A 15,268-nucleotide genomic window follows, 5' to 3' on the forward strand; every position below is an offset into this window, starting at 1 on the left:
GGCTTAGTCCTTCGTGCGGTCGGTGGCGAACGACTCGAAGCGTACGCGTAGCGCCTCCTTGGCGTCCGGCGCCGCATAAACCCCGGCCTCACCGGACCCGAGCGGATCGCTCGCATCGGACACCTCGGCGACGAGCCGCTCGTTCACCCACATCCGCAACCCCACCTTGCCGCCGCCGCTGCCGACATCGGCGCACTCGGCGACGATCCGGTTGGTCCCGGCCGAAACCTTGGCCGCTGCCGGACCGTACAGCGGCGTGCCCTTCTGCCCGGTACGGCGCTTGACGATCGTGACCTGCCCCGAGCCGCTCACCCCGAACTCGTAGCGGTCCCCCGAGCTCGCCGAGCCGTGGCACCACACGCCGTACTCGCCGGACCCCTGTTCGCGCCGCGCCTTCGCGCTCACCACCACGCCGCCGTCCGGCTCCCGAGCGGGCGCCGACTTCCACAGGCGCCACCCCGGCTTGGCGGTCAGCACGTAGTCACTCCCGGTAACCCGCGCGTCCCCGCCGTCGGACGCCCCGGTAGCCCAGGAGTCGCCGAACCCCGCCGTGTACGGCCGCCCCTCCCACATCCGAGGCACCACCACGGGCCCCACCACCACAGCGGCCACGGCGACGACGATCGCCGCCACCCACGGCCACCGACGCCGCGCCACCCCACCACGAGCCTGCGGGGATCCTCCGTCCGACAGCGCATTCCGGCCAGAGGCACTCGGTACAGCCGCGTCCCAGACATCACCGCTCGCGCTTGGAGCAATCTGGCCGGACGCATGTGCAGCAGGAGTGACAAGGGCGGTTCCGCTCACATCTGGCGGCCCCTGGACAGACGCGCTAATACCGTGAGCACTCCGCACGGACGCGCCGTCAACCGGTCCCGCGCTCCGCACAGACGCCCCGTCAACCGGTCCCGCACCCCGCAAGAACGCCCCGTCAACCGGTCCTGCCAAGCCACGAGGCCCGGTCCAGGTGCGTTCCACCACCTGAGTGGCTGTGGCCGGGGTGAGATGCGTGCCTCCCATCAGGGACGCCAGCAGCTGCTGAGCCGTTGGACGACCACGCGGCTCCTTGGCCATCGCCCGCTCCACCACGTCCCGCAGACCCTCATCAAGGCCGTCCAGCCGCGGCCCTTCGTTGACGATCCGGTACAGCACCTCAGCCGGAGCCCCGCCCCCGAACGGCAACCGCCCGGTCCCCGCGAAAGCGATCACCCCACCCCACGCGTACACATCGGCCGCCGGCCCGAGCGGCTCCCCGCGTACCTGCTCAGGCGCCATGAACGCGGGTGTCCCCAGGATCGCCTGGCTGGCCAGGCTGTCGGCGTCGACGAGCTGCGCTATGCCGAAGTCGATCACGCGCGGACCGAGCGGCGACAGCAGCACGTTCGACGGCTTGAGGTCCCGGTGAACGACCCCCGCCCCATGAATGGCGCCGAGCGCGGTCGCGATGCCCACCGCCAGCGCCTCCAGGTCGGAGCCGGACAGCGGCCCCTGCTCCCGTACGGCCTGCGCCAGATCTGGCCCTTTAACGTATTCGGTGACGAGATAAGCGACATCTCCGTCGAGCCCGGCGTCCAGCACCGGAGCCGTACAGAACCTGGCCACCCGGCGAGCCGCGGCCACCTCGCGTTCGAACCGCCGCCGGAACGCGGGATCGCGGGCCAGCTCGGGATGGATCACCTTGACCGCGGCCAGGCCACCGGTAGGCGTGGTGGCGAGGTGCACCTCACCCATGCCGCCCCGCCCGAGCACTCGCCGCAGCGCGTACCCGCCTATGACCCGCTCACCACTCATCGCAGACACCCTAGCCAGCGCCGGACTGCGGGCTCCGGGGTGGGCCATCCGGGCTGATGATCGCCAGCAGGCCGTCGCGGTCGTAGCTGTCGCCGCGGCCGTACGCCTTCTCATAGGCCGCGTCACCCAGCCGCTCACGGGCCAGGGCCGACACGCGGGCGACGTCACGATCACCCGTGAGCGCCGTGCCCCGCCAGGTACGGGCGGCGCCCAGCAGCACGGCGGCCCGCTCGTGATCCCCCGTCAGCCCCGCCACGCCCGCGAGCCCCTCGACCGCCAACGCCACGAGGGGCCGGCTGTGCAGACCGAGCGCCCGGTCCACCGCTTCCCGCTGCAGCGCCGCCGCCCGCACCGCCTCGCCCTCCTGCACGGCGATCCAGCCCAGCGCGATCAACACCCCCACATGGCCAAGATCGGCCCCGAACGACCCCCCGGACGGCTCGTCCGGGCGCCCCAGGGCAGCCTCCGGCCCCAGGTTCGCGGACTCGTCCGGACGTCCGGTGCCGGTCCGGTGTTCGTCCGGACGTCCGGTGCCGGTCCGGTGTTCGGTCAGCAGTTGTTCGTACGCGCGCCGTGCCCCCGCCAGGTCCCCGCTCAGCCGGGCGACCTCCGCCAGCCCGTGCCGGGCCTTTCCCGCGGCCTCCAGGGCGCCGGTTCGGCGGGCCAGCTCCAGTGCCTCCTCATAGGAGGCGCGGGCCGTGTCCAGGTCGCCCAGCAGGATCGTGCCCTCCGCGCGCCGGCAGAGCAGGTCGGCCCGGTCCTCGACGGCGCCGAGCTCGTCCGCCAGCCGCAACGCCTCCGCCACCAGCGCCGCGAACCGCTCGCCGTCCCCCCGCCAGCACACCAGCTCCGCGAGCTCCGAGAGCGTGGTCAGCATGCCCCAGCGCTCCCCGAGCGACCGGAAGCTCGCCAGCGCCAGCTCGAACTCGCGCTCTCCCGTCGCCACGTCACCCGCCAGCAGCTGCGCGAGCACGCCGCGGCCGAGGTGGCCGAGCCCGTCCGTCCAGGGATCGGCACCGGTCTGGATGCGTTCGGCCATGGCGTCGCGGTAGTCCGCGTCCGACGGACCGGCGAACGTGGCCCAGAAGAAGATGAGCTGAGGGCGGTGCTCGACCAGGTTCATCGAGGCCATGAGCCGTTTGGCCGTCGCCAGGTGCCGGCGTGGCTCGGCGCCGCCGCCGGGGGTGGCGCCGAGGACGCAGAGGACGTACTCGCCCGCCAGCTCGGCGGGCGGCTCGGTGCCGACGGCGGCCAGCAGCGCGCGGGCGGGACCCGCGCCCTCCGCCCGGCGGCCACGCAGCCACCAGTACGTGACCAGGTCCGCGACCAGCCGCAACCCCAGCTCGGGATCGGCCGGTACGGCCCACCGGACGGCGGCGAGCAGGTTGTCGTGTTCGGCGTCGATGCGGGCGAGCCATTCGAGTTGTTCGGCACGGAGCAGGTGCGGCGCGGCCGTGCTCATCAGGGCCTGGAAGTGCTCGGCGTGCGCCCGCCGCAGCCGCTCGGCCTCTCCCGCCTCGGCGAGCCGCTCAGCGCAGAAGGCGTGAATGGTACGCAGCATCCGATACCGATCGCCAACCACCTCGACCAGCGACTTGTCGACGAGCCCCGCCACCACCTCCACGGCGTCGGCCTCCCCGCAGACGGCCTCGATCGACTCCAGCGTGGCTCCACCCGCGAACACGCTCAGCCTCCTGGCCAGCCGCTGTTCCGGTACGTCCAGGAGCTCCCAGCTCCACTCGACCAGCGCGCGCAACGTCCGATGCCGCGGCTGGGCCGTACGACTCCCCCGGGACAGCAGGCCGAACGCGTCGTCCAGCCGCGCGGCGACCTCGGCCACCGGCAGCGCGCGGAGCCGGGCGGCGGCCAGCTCGATGGCCAGCGGCAGCCCGTCGAGCGCCCGGCAGATCCGCAGCACGTCACCCGCGTTACCCCCATCGACGGCGAACCCGGGGCACACGGCGGCGGCACGGTCGGCGAACAGACGGATGGCGGGCGCGGACAGCGGCGGGGCGCCCTCGGCCGGCAGCGCCAGCGGGGCGACGGGGAACAGCGTCTCGCCCGTGACGCCGAGCGCCTCCCGGCTCGTGGCGAGGACCCGCAGGCCTGGACAGGCGCTGAGCAGCCGATGGGCGAGGGCCGCAGCGGCCTCGACGAGGTGTTCGCAGTTGTCGAGCACGATCAGCATCGGACGGTCCGAGAGGGCCACGACGAGCCGCTCGCCGGGAGAGCGCTGTTCCTGGGCGGAACCCTGGGCGGAGAGCAGGCCGTCGCGCAGGCCGAGCGCGGCCAGTACGGCCCGCGCCACATCACCGCCCTCGGCCCGCTCGGCCCGCTCGCCCAGCTCGGCCAGCTCGACGAAGGCGACCTCGCCCGGATGCCGTACGGATGCCTCGATCGCCAGCCGGGTCTTACCCGCGCCACCGGGGCCGATCAGCGTGACCAGCCGGGCGGCGGTGAGGTGCTCCGCGATGGCGCCGAGATCCTCGTTCCTGCCCACAAAGCTGGTCAACTGTGACGGAGCACCCCGAGCAGCGAAATTCACCGGTGAAACGGGCAGCTCGCCCCGGAGTACGGCCAGATGGACGGCGGCCAGCTCCGGCGACGGATCCACCCCGAGCTCCTCGGCCAGCACGCTCCGGGCCGCCTCGAACGCGGAGAGCGCCTCACTCTGGCGCCCGCTCCCGTACAGGGCCCGCATGAGCTGCCCGCGCAGCCGTTCCCGCACCGGATGGGCCACGACCAGGCCCTGCAGCTCGGGTACGAGCTCGCGGTGCCGCCCCAGCGCCAGCTCCGCCTCGATCCGCTCCTCCGTGACGTCGAGCCTGAGCTCCTCCAGTCGCGTGACCTGGGCCGTAGCGAACGGCGCGTCACGTACGTCCGCCAGCGCCGGCCCGCGCCACAGCCCGAGCGCCCGGCCGAGCACGGCGGCCCGCTCCTCGGCGGACCCCGCGGCGCGGCCTTCGGCGGCCAGACGTTCGAAGACGAGCGCGTCGACCTCGGCCGGATCGACGGCCAGCCGGTATCCCGCCGGATGGAACTCCACAGGCGCGTCCGACCCGAGCCCCCTGCGTAACCGGGAGACCTGGGACTGCAGGGCGTTCACGGCGCCGGGCTGGTCACCGTACAGGCCGTCGATCAGGCGTTCGCCGGTGACGATCCGGCCCGCGTCCAGGAGCAGCAGGGCGAGCAGCGCCCGCAGCCGTGGCCCGCCGGTCGCCATCGGGCTCCCGTCGGTACGGCATGCCGCCAAAGGACCAAGTACCCGAAACCGCACAACCTCGATTGTCGCCCACCGGCTCACCTGCCTGGCTCGCCTAGTCCTGGGCGCTGCGGCCCTCTGTTCTGGTGATGCCGATCGTGCCGGTCGTGCCGCGCAGGCCGAAGCCGTACCGGTACTGCTGCCGTGCCCGCGCCGTCGTGAGCATGTCGCCGATGGTGGCGGTGCCCATCACCCTGCCCTGGCCGCCCTCCCCGAGCACGGCCGAGATCCGGTGGTCACCGATGCGCTCCGGTTCCCGGAACTCCAGCACCCGAGGAACCGTCACCGTCCACCCCGCTACGATCAGCTGATCCCCAAAGGCCGCGCCAAGGCTAGCGTCCGGCCGCACAGCGGCGCCGGAGATTTCCGATATTTCCCGTTATCGCCCCACAGACCTACTGGTACCGCCCGACGTTCTGGGCGAACTGGCCGGTGTAGTTTCCCGGCGGGTCGTAAACGGCTACGACGTACCAGCGATCGGAGACACTGCGGGCCAAGCCGACGCCGAGTTTCTTGCTGCTCTTCCAGACCACCTGCGTGAAATTGCCCGTGGCATTGCTGAATCCGGGATTGTCGTAGTCATATTCGGCAGCCCCGTCCATCCATGCCTTGACCACCTCGGCAGCCGTCGGCTGGTTCGGCCATGACATGAAGAGATTTTCCCCATAAGGGCCATGCGAGCGGCTCAGCGCGCCGTCGGCGGCGGCCATTTTCTGCGCCCGGCGAGTGGCGTAACGCGTCAACTCCGGGTCGAGGTCCAGGGGCTCGGCGCCGTAATGAGCGCGGTAGGCCTTGTGCTGGGCCGCCATTCCGGTGGAGAAGGAATCATTCCACTCCGCGACAGAGCTCGCGGCAGGCACCGAGGCGGACATCGTGAGGGCGGCGGCGCCCATCAAAGCGACGACGACTTTGCCCAGATTTCGCATCTACGCTTTCCTTCTTCGGCGGCAATAACAGCGATATCCATGATGCTGTCCCGTCCGCCGGTTCCAGGGAGCGACACGCCTTTCGAGGCACGCCGAGCAGCTCGGGAAGAAAAACCGATTCCCCACGTACGCCGGTTTCAGTACACTCGCCACGAACAGCGCCCGCTGCGGGCGCATTGACGAGTGAGGGGAGCCGACCGTGCGCCACAGCACCGCTTCGGTCATCCCCCCGTCACGGTACGAGGTGATCCTGGTGTCTTCGTCGGCCCGGGGTCGGCTGCGCGGCCGGCACTGGACGTCCCTGACGAACACCTGATCATTCAGCCTGCCCAAACCCAAGCTGCGTTCGTCCGGGAATCGCGCTGTCCTCTTTGGAGCGTCCCGAAGGGCCACAGGCCATGCGTACCAACCTGCACCGACATCTCCCCGACTCCCTGACCAGGGTCCGCAACCTGGGCATCCTCGCCCACGTCGATGCCGGCAAGACCACCATCACCGAGCGGATCCTCTACATCACCGGCGCCACCTACAAACGTGGCGAGGTACACGACGGGACGACCACCACCGACTTCGATTCACAGGAGCGCGACCGCGGGATCACCATCTTCGCCGCTGCCGTGAGCTGCTCCTGGGACGGCCACCGGATCAACCTGATCGACACCCCGGGCCACGTCGACTTCTCCGACGAGGTGGAGCGCTCGCTGCGGGTGCTCGACGGCGCGATCGCGGTGTTCGACGGCGTCGCGGGGGTCGAACCGCAGAGCGAGTCGGTCTGGCGGCAGGCCGACCGGTACGGGGTGCCGCGGATCGCCTTCGTCAACAAGCTGGACCGCGCGGGCGCCGACCTCGACGCGGCGGTCGAGTCGATCCGCGCGCGGCTGCACGTGGTCCCGTTGGTGGTCCAACTGCCGATCGGGCAGGAGGACGGGTTCACCGGGGTGGTGGATCTGCTGCGTCTGCGGTCATGGGTCTGGTCCGGCGACACGGTCGAGGAAGGCCCGGTGCCGGACGCTCTGCGGGAAGAGGCGCAGCGGCGCCGCCGGCTGCTTGAGGAGACGGTGGCCGAGTTGCACCCGATCGCGCTGGAGGAGTTCTGCGCGGAGTCGGCGATCTCCGCGCGGACCCTCGCCACCGCGCTACGCGACCTGACCCGTACCGGTGAGGGCGTCGTGGTGCTGTGCGGATCGGCGTACCGCAACCGCGGGATCGAGCCGCTCCTGGACGCCGCCGTGTCCTATCTGCCCTCGCCGCTGGACGTGCCCGCGGTGAGCGGCACCCACGACGGCGAGGTGCGGGAACGCGCCGCCGACCCGGCGGGGCCGTTCGCCGCGCTGGTGTTCAAGGTGCAGTCGACCGCCACCGGGCGGCTGACGTACCTGCGGGTGTATTCGGGAACGATGCGGAAGGGAGACGCGGTGCTGGACACCGGCGCGCGGCGCACCGAGCGGATCGGCCGGATCCTGCGGGTGCAGGCCGACCGGCACACCGAGGTGGACCGGGCGGCGGCCGGGGACATCGTCGCGGTGGTCGGGCTGAAGGCGGCCCGCACCGGCGCCACCCTGTGCGCACCCGAGGCGCCGCTGCTCCTCGAACCGCCGACGGTGGCCGATCCGGTGGTCTCCGTGGCGGTCGAGGCTCGCAAGAGCACCGAAGTCGACCGGTTGGCGTCGGCGCTGGCCAGGCTGGTGGAGGAGGACCCTTCGCTCGTGGTCCGCACCGACGCCGAGACCGGTCAGACGGTGCTGTCCGGGCTGGGCGAGCTGCATCTGGAGGTCGCGGCGGAGAAGATCCGCCGCGCCCACGGGCTGGATGTCGGCATCGGCCGGCCGCAGGTGGCCCATCGGGAGACGGTCGCTCGCGGGGTCTCCGGGTTGCTGTACCGGCACGTCAAGCAGGACGGAGGGGCGGGCCAGTTCGCCCACGTCGTCCTCGACGTGGATCCGCTGGACGCCGCCGACGGCGCGGTGTTCCACTCGGCCGTCGTCGGCGGCCGGGTGCCACGGGAGTACGTCCGGGCGGTGGAGGCCGGTTGCCGTGACGCCCTGGCCGATGGACCCCTCGGGGGCCACCCGGTTACCGGCCTGCGGATCACCCTGACCGACGGAGCCACCCATCCCAAGGACTCCTCGGAGCTGGCGTTCCGTACGGCCGGCCGGCTCGCGCTGCGCGAGGCACTGCGCGCCAGCCTCATGGTGTTGCTGGAACCGGTGGTCGAGGTCACGGCCACCGTGCCCGACGACGCTGCCGGCGGGGTGCTCGGCGACCTGGCGGCCCGGCGCGGCCGGATCTCGGGCTCGACCGCGCGGGCCGGCACGGTGGTGATCACCGCGATCGTGCCGCTGGCCGAGGTGTTCGGGTACGCGACCCGGCTGCGTAGCCGGACCCAGGGCCGGGGCACCTTCACCACCCGGGCCGCCGGTTACGCCCCGGTCCGGTAGAACCTGACGATGGCTCCGTCCGAACGCGGACGGGGCCATCCGCCGTCGGACCGTGCTCGAACGCGGACGGGCTATCCCACGGCCGCAGCGCCGCCTATGTTTCCGGGCGGAAGCGGCGCGGCGGGGTGTGGATGTCGAAGCTCAGCCGCGGCTGGGCCAGCACCGAGTGCGGCGACGCGTCCGGCGTGATCAGGCCGAGCCGTTCGAAGAGCGGAAATCTCGCGGAGTCGGCGACGAGATACCGGGGCCGCATCGGCGGGTGCCAGATGCTGTAGACCCCCACCTTCCCGTCCCGGCGCCGGTACCAGCCCTGGGTGGGATGGGTGAGCCGTTCCAGCCAGTCCGACTCGTCGGTGAAACCGGCCAGCCGGGTGAGTGGTTCCCGGGTGAGCTCGGCCGCTTCGCAGCGGGCGTCCCCGGCCACCAGTCGCCAGCGGGCCGGGTCGGCGTCCCAGTCCGCCTCGATCACGATGCGCTCGCGGCTCCACGGCATCCCCCACAGATGCTGCGGGATCGCGACGACCGGGTGGTCCAGGCGGGTGCCGAAGAACCAGACGCCCGGCTTGCCGTACGCCGTGACGTAGGCCCGGTAGTTGATCTGCCCGCAGTCGATCCCCACCGGCGAGAAGAACCGGAAGTGGAAGTCCCGATCGCGGAAGGCGACGGCGGACACCAGGGCTCCGGGACCATCGTCGAAGGTCATCTTCATCGGGGCGAAACCCGGTGGCAGGTGCCGGGCCAGGGCGTCCTCGTCCACCCGGTAGCTGACGATCGCGAAGTCGTCCAGCTCTGTCCGGGCGTGGAACCAGCGCGGGCGCGGCCGGGAGGTGCCGGCGAAGCTCATGCCCAGAACAGTACGACCGCCGCTAGTCACGTGCGCCGATCAGCTCGACCGGACGCCGGCTGAGGACGAGCCGGGCGGGCAGCGCCGTGGCGAGGAGGGCGAGGGCCGCGGCGGCGGCGATCACCGCGAGGTAGGTGAGCGGCGGGATGTGCGGCACGACCGAACCGGTCATGCCCGTGCTGAACGCCACCAGGGTGATCAGCGCGATCCCCGTCCCGAGTGCCACCGCGATGGCGACCGCGACCAGGGTCTCCAGGCTCAGCATCCGCAGCACCTGCCGGCGGGTGGTGCCGACCAGGCGCAGCAGGGCGAGCTCCCGCGACCTCGACGAGGTGGACATGGCGATGGTGTTGACCACGGCGATCGCGGTGAACGCGATGATCAGGCCCATCGCCACGTAGTTCACCTCGGCGTTGGCCGCGCCCGCCTCGACCGCCTGGGCCCGGTCCAGCACGCCGACTCCCGGCGCGGCCCGTTCCAGCTCCGCCCGGGTCACGGAGGGAGCCGCGACCAGCACGGTGCCGAGCGGGTCGTCCACGTGCCCGGCCACCAGCGCGCGGGAGAGCGTGAGGTCACCGAAGCCCAGCCCGCGTGAGTAGATCGCGACGACGCGCAGCTCGGCGGGGGTGCCGTCGCCCAGCGTCAGGCGGAGCTTCGCGCCCGCCGAGACGCCGAGCCGCTCGGCCGCCGTCCGGCTGACCGCGACGGAGCCGTCATCGAGGCCGTCGAGCGAGCCGGCGACCACGCCCAGGTCCATGGTCCTGCCGAGCCCGTCGGCGGTCACGGCCTGCGCGCCGTACTTGTCCAGGCCGACCCGCACGGAGGTACGCAGCACTTCGGTGACCGCCTCGACACCCGGGAGCCCGCGCACGGCCGCCGCCATGCCGGACGGGACGTGCGGGCCGAGGACGTGCTCCGCTCTGGTGCCTGTCGTCGCCTGTTCCTGGGCGGCGTGCCCCATCGTGGTCTGGACGAACAGGATCGTGCAGGTCATCGCCACCATCAGGCTGAGCGGCGTGACGACCGAGGCCAGCCGCTTGGACGTGGCCCGCAGGCCGGCGCCGGCCAGGTATCCGGCCGTCCTGGCCGCCCGGAGCGGCACCCCGAGCAGGGCGGTCGCCGTACGGGCGATCACCGGGCCGAGCAGCGACACGGCGACCGTCCACACCAGCGCGGTGAGCAGGGTGAGCGGGCTGGAGGCCGCCTCGGTCGACAGGACCGACAGCACCAGCGTCAGCACGACGCCGCCCGCGGCGCACAGCAGACCAGCGACCATCCGGCCCGCGGGAACGCGCGCCGTCGGCAACTCGGCCTCGCCGAGTGCCTCCACCGGACGGATCCGCACGGCGCGGCGAGCCGAGAGGTGAGCCGCCGCCCAGGCCGCCAGCACGGCCGCGCCCAGCGCGGCGAGCATGGGGAACGGGCTGACCACCAGCCGCAGGTTCTCCGGCATCGCGCCCAGCGCGACGAACCTGGACCGCAACCAGAATCCCAGGCCGACACCGGCCGCCGAGCCGAGGGCCCCGGCCACCACGCCGACCAGCAGCGCCTCGCCGCCGAGCATCCCGCGCACCTGGCGGGGGGTGGCCGCAACGGCCCTGAGCAGGGCGATCTCCCGCTGGCGCTGCTGGATGGAGAGCGCGAACGTGCCGACCACCACGAGGATCGCCACCAGCAGCGCGGTCCCGCCGAGCGCGCCACCCAGGCTGATCAGCTTCACCCGCGCCTTCTCGGCGCCCAGGAACTCCGCGGCGCCGCGCTCGTCCCCGGTGTAGGCGAGCGCCGCCCGTCCATCCGAGGCCACATCTTTCAGCGCCTCGGACACATCCACCCGGGGGAAGACGCCGATCGCGCCGACCTGCCCCGCCCGTCCCGCCAGGCGCCGGGCCTCGGCCGGGGCGAAGAACAGCGTGTCCTGGCTGGGCAGATCCTGGGCGGTGACACCGGTCACCAGGTAGGTCCTGCTCCCGGCCGCCGTCCGCACGGGCACGCGGGCGCCCACGGAGAACCCCGACGCGGCCTCCACGACCACCTCACCCTCCGCTTTCGGCGCCCGTCCCGTACCCAACGTGTACGGCGTGAGCGCCGCCGACTCCCAGCCATGCCCCTGGAACCGGCGGCCCGCCACGTAGGCGGGGAAGGTCACCTCGGTCACCACCCGCGAGACGCCGGGGACCCGGCGCAGCCGGTCGGCCAGCGACGCGGGCACCCAGGCCTGCTCGGACAGCTGCTTGGCCTTGGTCTTGGTCTTCTCCTCCGACTTGCGGACCGTCTGGTGGACGAACTGATCCCCGGTGACGATCACCGGGGCGCCCGCGTAGCGCTCGGGGGCGACGCTTCCGCGCAGTCCTGTGTCCAGCAGCATGCCGCAGGCGCAGACCAGGGCGGCGGCGCAGAACAGCGCGACGAACGCCCCCGCGAAGGCGGCCTTGCGGTGCCGAAGCGTCTTCAGTGCCACCGAGATCATCGCACCCACGCTCCCAGCCTGGTCATCCGCTCGGCGACCCGCTCCGCGGTGGGAGCCGCCAGGGAGTCGACGATCCTGCCGTCGGCCAGGAACAGCACCGCGTCGGCGTAGGAGGCGGCCACCGGGTCGTGGGTGACCATCACCACCGTCTGTCCCGTCCCGTCCACGATCTCCCGCAGCAACGTCAGCACGTCCCGGGCGGTCATCGTGTCCAGCGCACCGGTCGGCTCGTCACCGAACACGACCTCGGGCCTGGTGACCAGCGCCCTGGCGATGGCCACCCGCTGCTGCTGGCCGCCGGACAGCTGCGCGGGCCGGTGGCCCGTCCGCCCCTCCAGGCCCACCTTGGACACGACCTCGTCAAGCCACGCGCGGTCCGTCCGCACGCCCGCCAGCCGCAGCGGCAGCGTGATGTTCTCGATCACGGTGAGCGCCGAGACCAGGTTGAACGCCTGGAACACGAAGCCGATCCGCTGCCTGCGCAGCACGGTCAGCGCGGTCTCGTCCATCCCGGCCAGTTCGGTGCCGCCGAGCCGCACCGAACCCGAGGACGGCACGTCCAGCCCCGCCGCGCAGTGCAGGAACGTGCTCTTGCCCGACCCCGAAGGGCCCATGACCGCGGTGAAGCTCCCGCGGGGAATGCCTGCTGACACTTCGCGCAGGGCCGCGACCGCGCCCTGCCCCTTCCCGTACACCTTGCTCACCGCGTCCAAGCGCAGCACGTCTGTCATGGCTTCTACCCTGCTGACCAGGGACGGCGCGGAACAGAGAGCCGATCACGCATCCACCATGACGTCATCATGATCCGGACACTGATAGACATACCACTGTGATTCGTGTGCTTCTCGCCGAGGACCAGCACGTCATCAGGGGCGCCCTGGTCGCGCTGCTCGGCCTCGAACCGGACCTGGAGATCGTGGCCGCGGTCGAGTCGGGCGACGCCGCCATCCCCTCGGCCCTGGTTCACCGGCCGGATGTCGCGGTGCTCGACATCGACATGCCCGGCACGCTCGACGGCCTGGCCGCCGCGGCCGAACTCCGCGTGAAGCTGCCGTCGTGCCGCACGCTCATGCTGACCGGGCACGGCAAGCCGGGGCACCTGCGCCGCGCGCTCGGGGCGGGGGTGGACGGGTTCCTGCTGAAGACCGCGCCGCCCGAGGACCTGGTCTCGGCGATCCGCGAGGTCGCCGCCGGCAAGCGGGTGCTCGACCCCTCGCTGGCGGTCACCGCCTGGGACCTGGCCGACAACCCGCTGACGCCTCGGGAGGCCGACGTGCTGCGCATGGCGGCGGGCGGCGCCGACGCGGCCGAGATAGCGTCCCTGCTCTTCCTGGGCGCGGGGACGGTGCGCAACTACCTGACCGCCATCGTCGCCAAGCTCAACGCCCGCAACCGCACGGACGCCGTCCGCATCGCCACCGAGGCGGGCTGGATCTAACCGACCTGCGCGATCGGCCGGTTCGAGCTGGGCGCCTGGGCCGTCAGCTCGAACCAGCCGTCCTCGCGCGCCGTGCCGAGCCGTCCGTCCAGCGCCGCCAGGCGGGTGGTCAGGTTGCCGATCCCGGCCGAACCAGGCCGCCCCTCCGCCGGACGCACGCCGTCGTTGCGTACGCGGAGCCGTACCACTCCGTCCTCCACGACCGTCGTGATCGCGCAGTGCCGGGCCGAGCTGTGCCTGAGCACGTTGGTCACCGCTTCCCTGAGCACCGTGCCCAGGACGTTCTCCACCTCCGTGGACAGCTCCCCGTGCGCGAGGTCGAGCTCCACCTGGATGCCCGCGGCGGCCAGCAGCGACCGTGCCGATGCGGCCTCGGCGGCCAGCGACATCACCGGTTGTTCGCCGGAGATCACCCGCAGGTCCGCCTCCGCCTTCTCGGCCATGGCCAGCACGTCCGCCAGCTCGTCCCGGGCCCGCGCGGGGTCCAGGCGTCTGGCCAACTCGCACTTGAGCAGGATCGCGGCCAGGCTGTGCCCCAGCAGGTCATGCAGGTCGCGGGCGGCGCGCAGGCGCTCCTCGACCACGGCGGAGCGGGCCAGCGCCTGTCTGGCCTCCTGCAACTCCCGTACGAGCTGGGCCAGTTCGATCAGCCCGTACATGACCAGCCCGGTCACGACCGTGCTCGCGGCGAAGTTGACCGTGACCGGGACCGGCAGGCCGAGCAGCACCGCGCTCGCCGCCACGCTCGCCGTCACGCACCCGACCAGGGGCCAGGCCACCCGCCACCGGAACGCGAGCAGGATCGGGCCGGCGAGGAACCCGGCCACCCCCACCCAGGCCCGGCCGAACACCGGAATCGGCAGGTAGACCAGCAGCGCCAGCACCGTGAGCGCGGCCATGTGCCGTCCGTTGACGTACCGGAGCTGCATGACGACGATCACCGCGAGACAGGCCGCAGCCGGCACCAGCAGGCTCGCGGGGACGAGCAGCAGCGCCTTGATCGAGAACCCGACCAGCACGGCGGCGAGCAGCGCGACGGACAGCCGGTAGGCGCCCGGGTCCTCCTCGGCCCGCACCGGCCCCTCCGGCAGCACGGCGTCGACGGTCAGCCAGCCCTCGGCGGACAGGCCCGTGGTCAGGCTGCCGCCCGCCTGGCTGAGCTGCGCGGCCAGGTCGGCCAGGCTCTCGTCCTCGGCCGTGCGGGCGCCGTCGTGGGTGACGCGCAGCCGGACCGTCCCGTCGGCGGTGGTGGTCTCGATCACGCACGTTCTGGCGGTGTTCTGCCGTACGGCCTCGGTCACCACCTCGCGCAGCACCGCCGCGAGCAGCGCGCCCGCGGGACCGAGCGGCTCGGAGTGCCCGACCCGCGTCTCGGTCTTGATCAGCGCGGCCGTCAGCATCGCGCGGGCGGTCGTCATCTCGGGCGCCAGAGATGTGGCGCGGTAGTCCGCGGCGGCGTTCCTGGCGGCGGCCAGGGAGCTGCGGGCGGTGCCGACGACCTCTCCGAGCACCTCCGCGGCGCGTTCCGGCTGATCCACAACCGACCGGACGCCGGCCGCGATGGCGGCGAGGCTCCTGCCGAGGCCGTCGCTCAGCCCGGTGGCGATGCGCAGCCGCTCCTCGTCCGCCGCCGCCAGCGCCAGCGCCAGCCGGGCGGCGTGGATCTCGTCCACCCGGTCGGTGAGCCGGGTGAGACCGTAGACCACCAGGGCGATCAGCACCATGCTGATCGCGGGGTCCGCCGGTCCGGCGACGGCGGCGCTGACCGCCACCAGTGGAGCCAGCGGCCAGGCCGGGGTCAGCAGCAGCGACCCGCCCAGGAAGCCGAGCAGCCCGACCGAGGTGCCGAAGCCGAGCGTGGCCGCGTAACCGACCAGCGCCTGTACGACCAGCAGCCACGGCCCCCTGAACCGCCGCAGGGAGCGCAGCACGTAGACGAGCTGCAGCCCGAACGCCACGATCGCGAGCGGCGAGCCCGCCAGCAGATAGACGGACGTGAACCCGGCGAGCACCACGATGACGATCCCCCGCGCCAGGCGCGGCACCGGAACCTGCGACAACTCACTCCCCCGTCTCAGACCGGGGGCAAGCCTACGGGTTGT

Annotated in this window: 10 protein-coding genes; 2 read left to right on the plus strand and 8 right to left on the minus strand. The window is 72.6% G+C overall.

What is annotated here, in order from left to right; genetic code table 11:
• Nucleotides 1-3 precede the first annotated feature (3 nt).
• The 4 genes from ACGFNP_RS21955 to ACGFNP_RS21970 form a co-directional block, all read right to left on the minus strand.
• Nucleotides 4-1,791, minus strand: coding sequence for a protein kinase (locus ACGFNP_RS21955; protein ID WP_393321295.1), 1,788 nt, complete (start codon nucleotides 1,789-1,791; stop codon nucleotides 4-6).
• Between the two features lie 10 nt (nucleotides 1,792-1,801).
• Nucleotides 1,802-5,014 carry a BTAD domain-containing putative transcriptional regulator gene (locus ACGFNP_RS21960; protein WP_393321298.1) on the minus strand — a complete coding sequence of 1,071 codons (3,213 nt, stop codon included), beginning with the start codon at nucleotides 5,012-5,014 and terminating at the stop codon, nucleotides 1,802-1,804.
• A gap of 94 nt (nucleotides 5,015-5,108) precedes the next feature.
• Nucleotides 5,109-5,339 (minus strand): hypothetical protein, encoded by a 231-nt coding sequence (locus ACGFNP_RS21965; RefSeq protein WP_358339922.1) that lies wholly within the window; start codon nucleotides 5,337-5,339, stop codon nucleotides 5,109-5,111.
• Nucleotides 5,340-5,448: 109 nt separating this feature from the next.
• The gene (locus ACGFNP_RS21970; protein ID WP_393321301.1) at nucleotides 5,449-5,979 is read right to left on the minus strand and encodes a CAP family protein; all 531 of its coding nucleotides are present in this window, start codon (nucleotides 5,977-5,979) and stop codon (nucleotides 5,449-5,451) included.
• 398 nt (nucleotides 5,980-6,377) lie between these two features.
• Here ACGFNP_RS21970 and fusA point away from each other — a divergent pair, with 398 nt between their 5' ends.
• Nucleotides 6,378-8,417, plus strand: a complete 2,040-nt coding sequence (fusA, locus tag ACGFNP_RS21975) for an elongation factor G (protein ID WP_393321304.1) — start codon at nucleotides 6,378-6,380, stop codon at nucleotides 8,415-8,417.
• Nucleotides 8,418-8,511: 94 nt separating this feature from the next.
• On the opposite strand, the gene ACGFNP_RS21980 is transcribed toward fusA, so the two are convergent.
• Genes ACGFNP_RS21980 through ACGFNP_RS21990 form a run of 3 tightly spaced genes read right to left on the minus strand, consistent with a single transcriptional unit; the run spans nucleotide 8,512 to nucleotide 12,459 of the window.
• Entirely contained in the window at nucleotides 8,512-9,261 is a 750-nt protein-coding gene (locus ACGFNP_RS21980; protein ID WP_393321307.1) for a DUF2071 domain-containing protein, read from the minus strand.
• Nucleotides 9,262-9,283: 22 nt separating this feature from the next.
• Nucleotides 9,284-11,728, minus strand: coding sequence for an FtsX-like permease family protein (locus ACGFNP_RS21985; RefSeq protein ID WP_393321578.1), 2,445 nt, complete (start codon nucleotides 11,726-11,728; stop codon nucleotides 9,284-9,286).
• Entirely contained in the window at nucleotides 11,725-12,459 is a 735-nt protein-coding gene (locus ACGFNP_RS21990) for an ABC transporter ATP-binding protein (protein ID WP_358339926.1), read from the minus strand. The genes ACGFNP_RS21985 and ACGFNP_RS21990 overlap by 4 nt, the downstream gene beginning before the upstream one ends.
• A 98-nt stretch (nucleotides 12,460-12,557) precedes the next feature.
• On the opposite strand from ACGFNP_RS21990, the gene ACGFNP_RS21995 reads away from it, so the two are divergent.
• On the plus strand, nucleotides 12,558-13,166 hold the full coding sequence (locus ACGFNP_RS21995; RefSeq protein WP_358339927.1) for a response regulator transcription factor: 609 nt from the start codon (nucleotides 12,558-12,560) through the stop codon (nucleotides 13,164-13,166).
• Here ACGFNP_RS21995 and ACGFNP_RS22000 read toward each other — a convergent pair.
• Entirely contained in the window at nucleotides 13,163-15,226 is a 2,064-nt protein-coding gene (locus ACGFNP_RS22000; protein ID WP_393321312.1) for a histidine kinase, read from the minus strand. The two genes, ACGFNP_RS21995 and ACGFNP_RS22000, sit on opposite strands and share 4 nt — an antisense overlap.
• Nucleotides 15,227-15,268 lie beyond the last annotated feature (42 nt).

Source organism: Nonomuraea sp. NPDC049269 (genome assembly GCF_043197155.1).
In the GTDB taxonomy this organism is placed as follows: Bacteria; Actinomycetota; Actinomycetes; order Streptosporangiales; family Streptosporangiaceae; genus Nonomuraea.

Excerpts from the sequence above, each read along its gene's own strand:
- ACGFNP_RS21955 (WP_393321295.1), bottom strand. The coding sequence starts at position 1,791 with ATGAGTGGTGAGCGGGTCATAGGCGGGTACGCGCTGCGGCGAGTGCTC.
- ACGFNP_RS21960 (WP_393321298.1), bottom strand. The coding sequence starts at position 5,014 with ATGGCGACCGGCGGGCCACGGCTGCGGGCGCTGCTCGCCCTGCTGCTC.
- ACGFNP_RS21970 (WP_393321301.1), bottom strand. The coding sequence starts at position 5,979 with ATGCGAAATCTGGGCAAAGTCGTCGTCGCTTTGATGGGCGCCGCCGCC.
- fusA (WP_393321304.1), top strand. The coding sequence starts at position 6,378 with ATGCGTACCAACCTGCACCGACATCTCCCCGACTCCCTGACCAGGGTC.
- ACGFNP_RS21980 (WP_393321307.1), bottom strand. The coding sequence starts at position 9,261 with ATGAGCTTCGCCGGCACCTCCCGGCCGCGCCCGCGCTGGTTCCACGCC.
- ACGFNP_RS21985 (WP_393321578.1), bottom strand. The coding sequence starts at position 11,728 with ATGATCTCGGTGGCACTGAAGACGCTTCGGCACCGCAAGGCCGCCTTC.
- ACGFNP_RS21990 (WP_358339926.1), bottom strand. The coding sequence starts at position 12,459 with ATGACAGACGTGCTGCGCTTGGACGCGGTGAGCAAGGTGTACGGGAAG.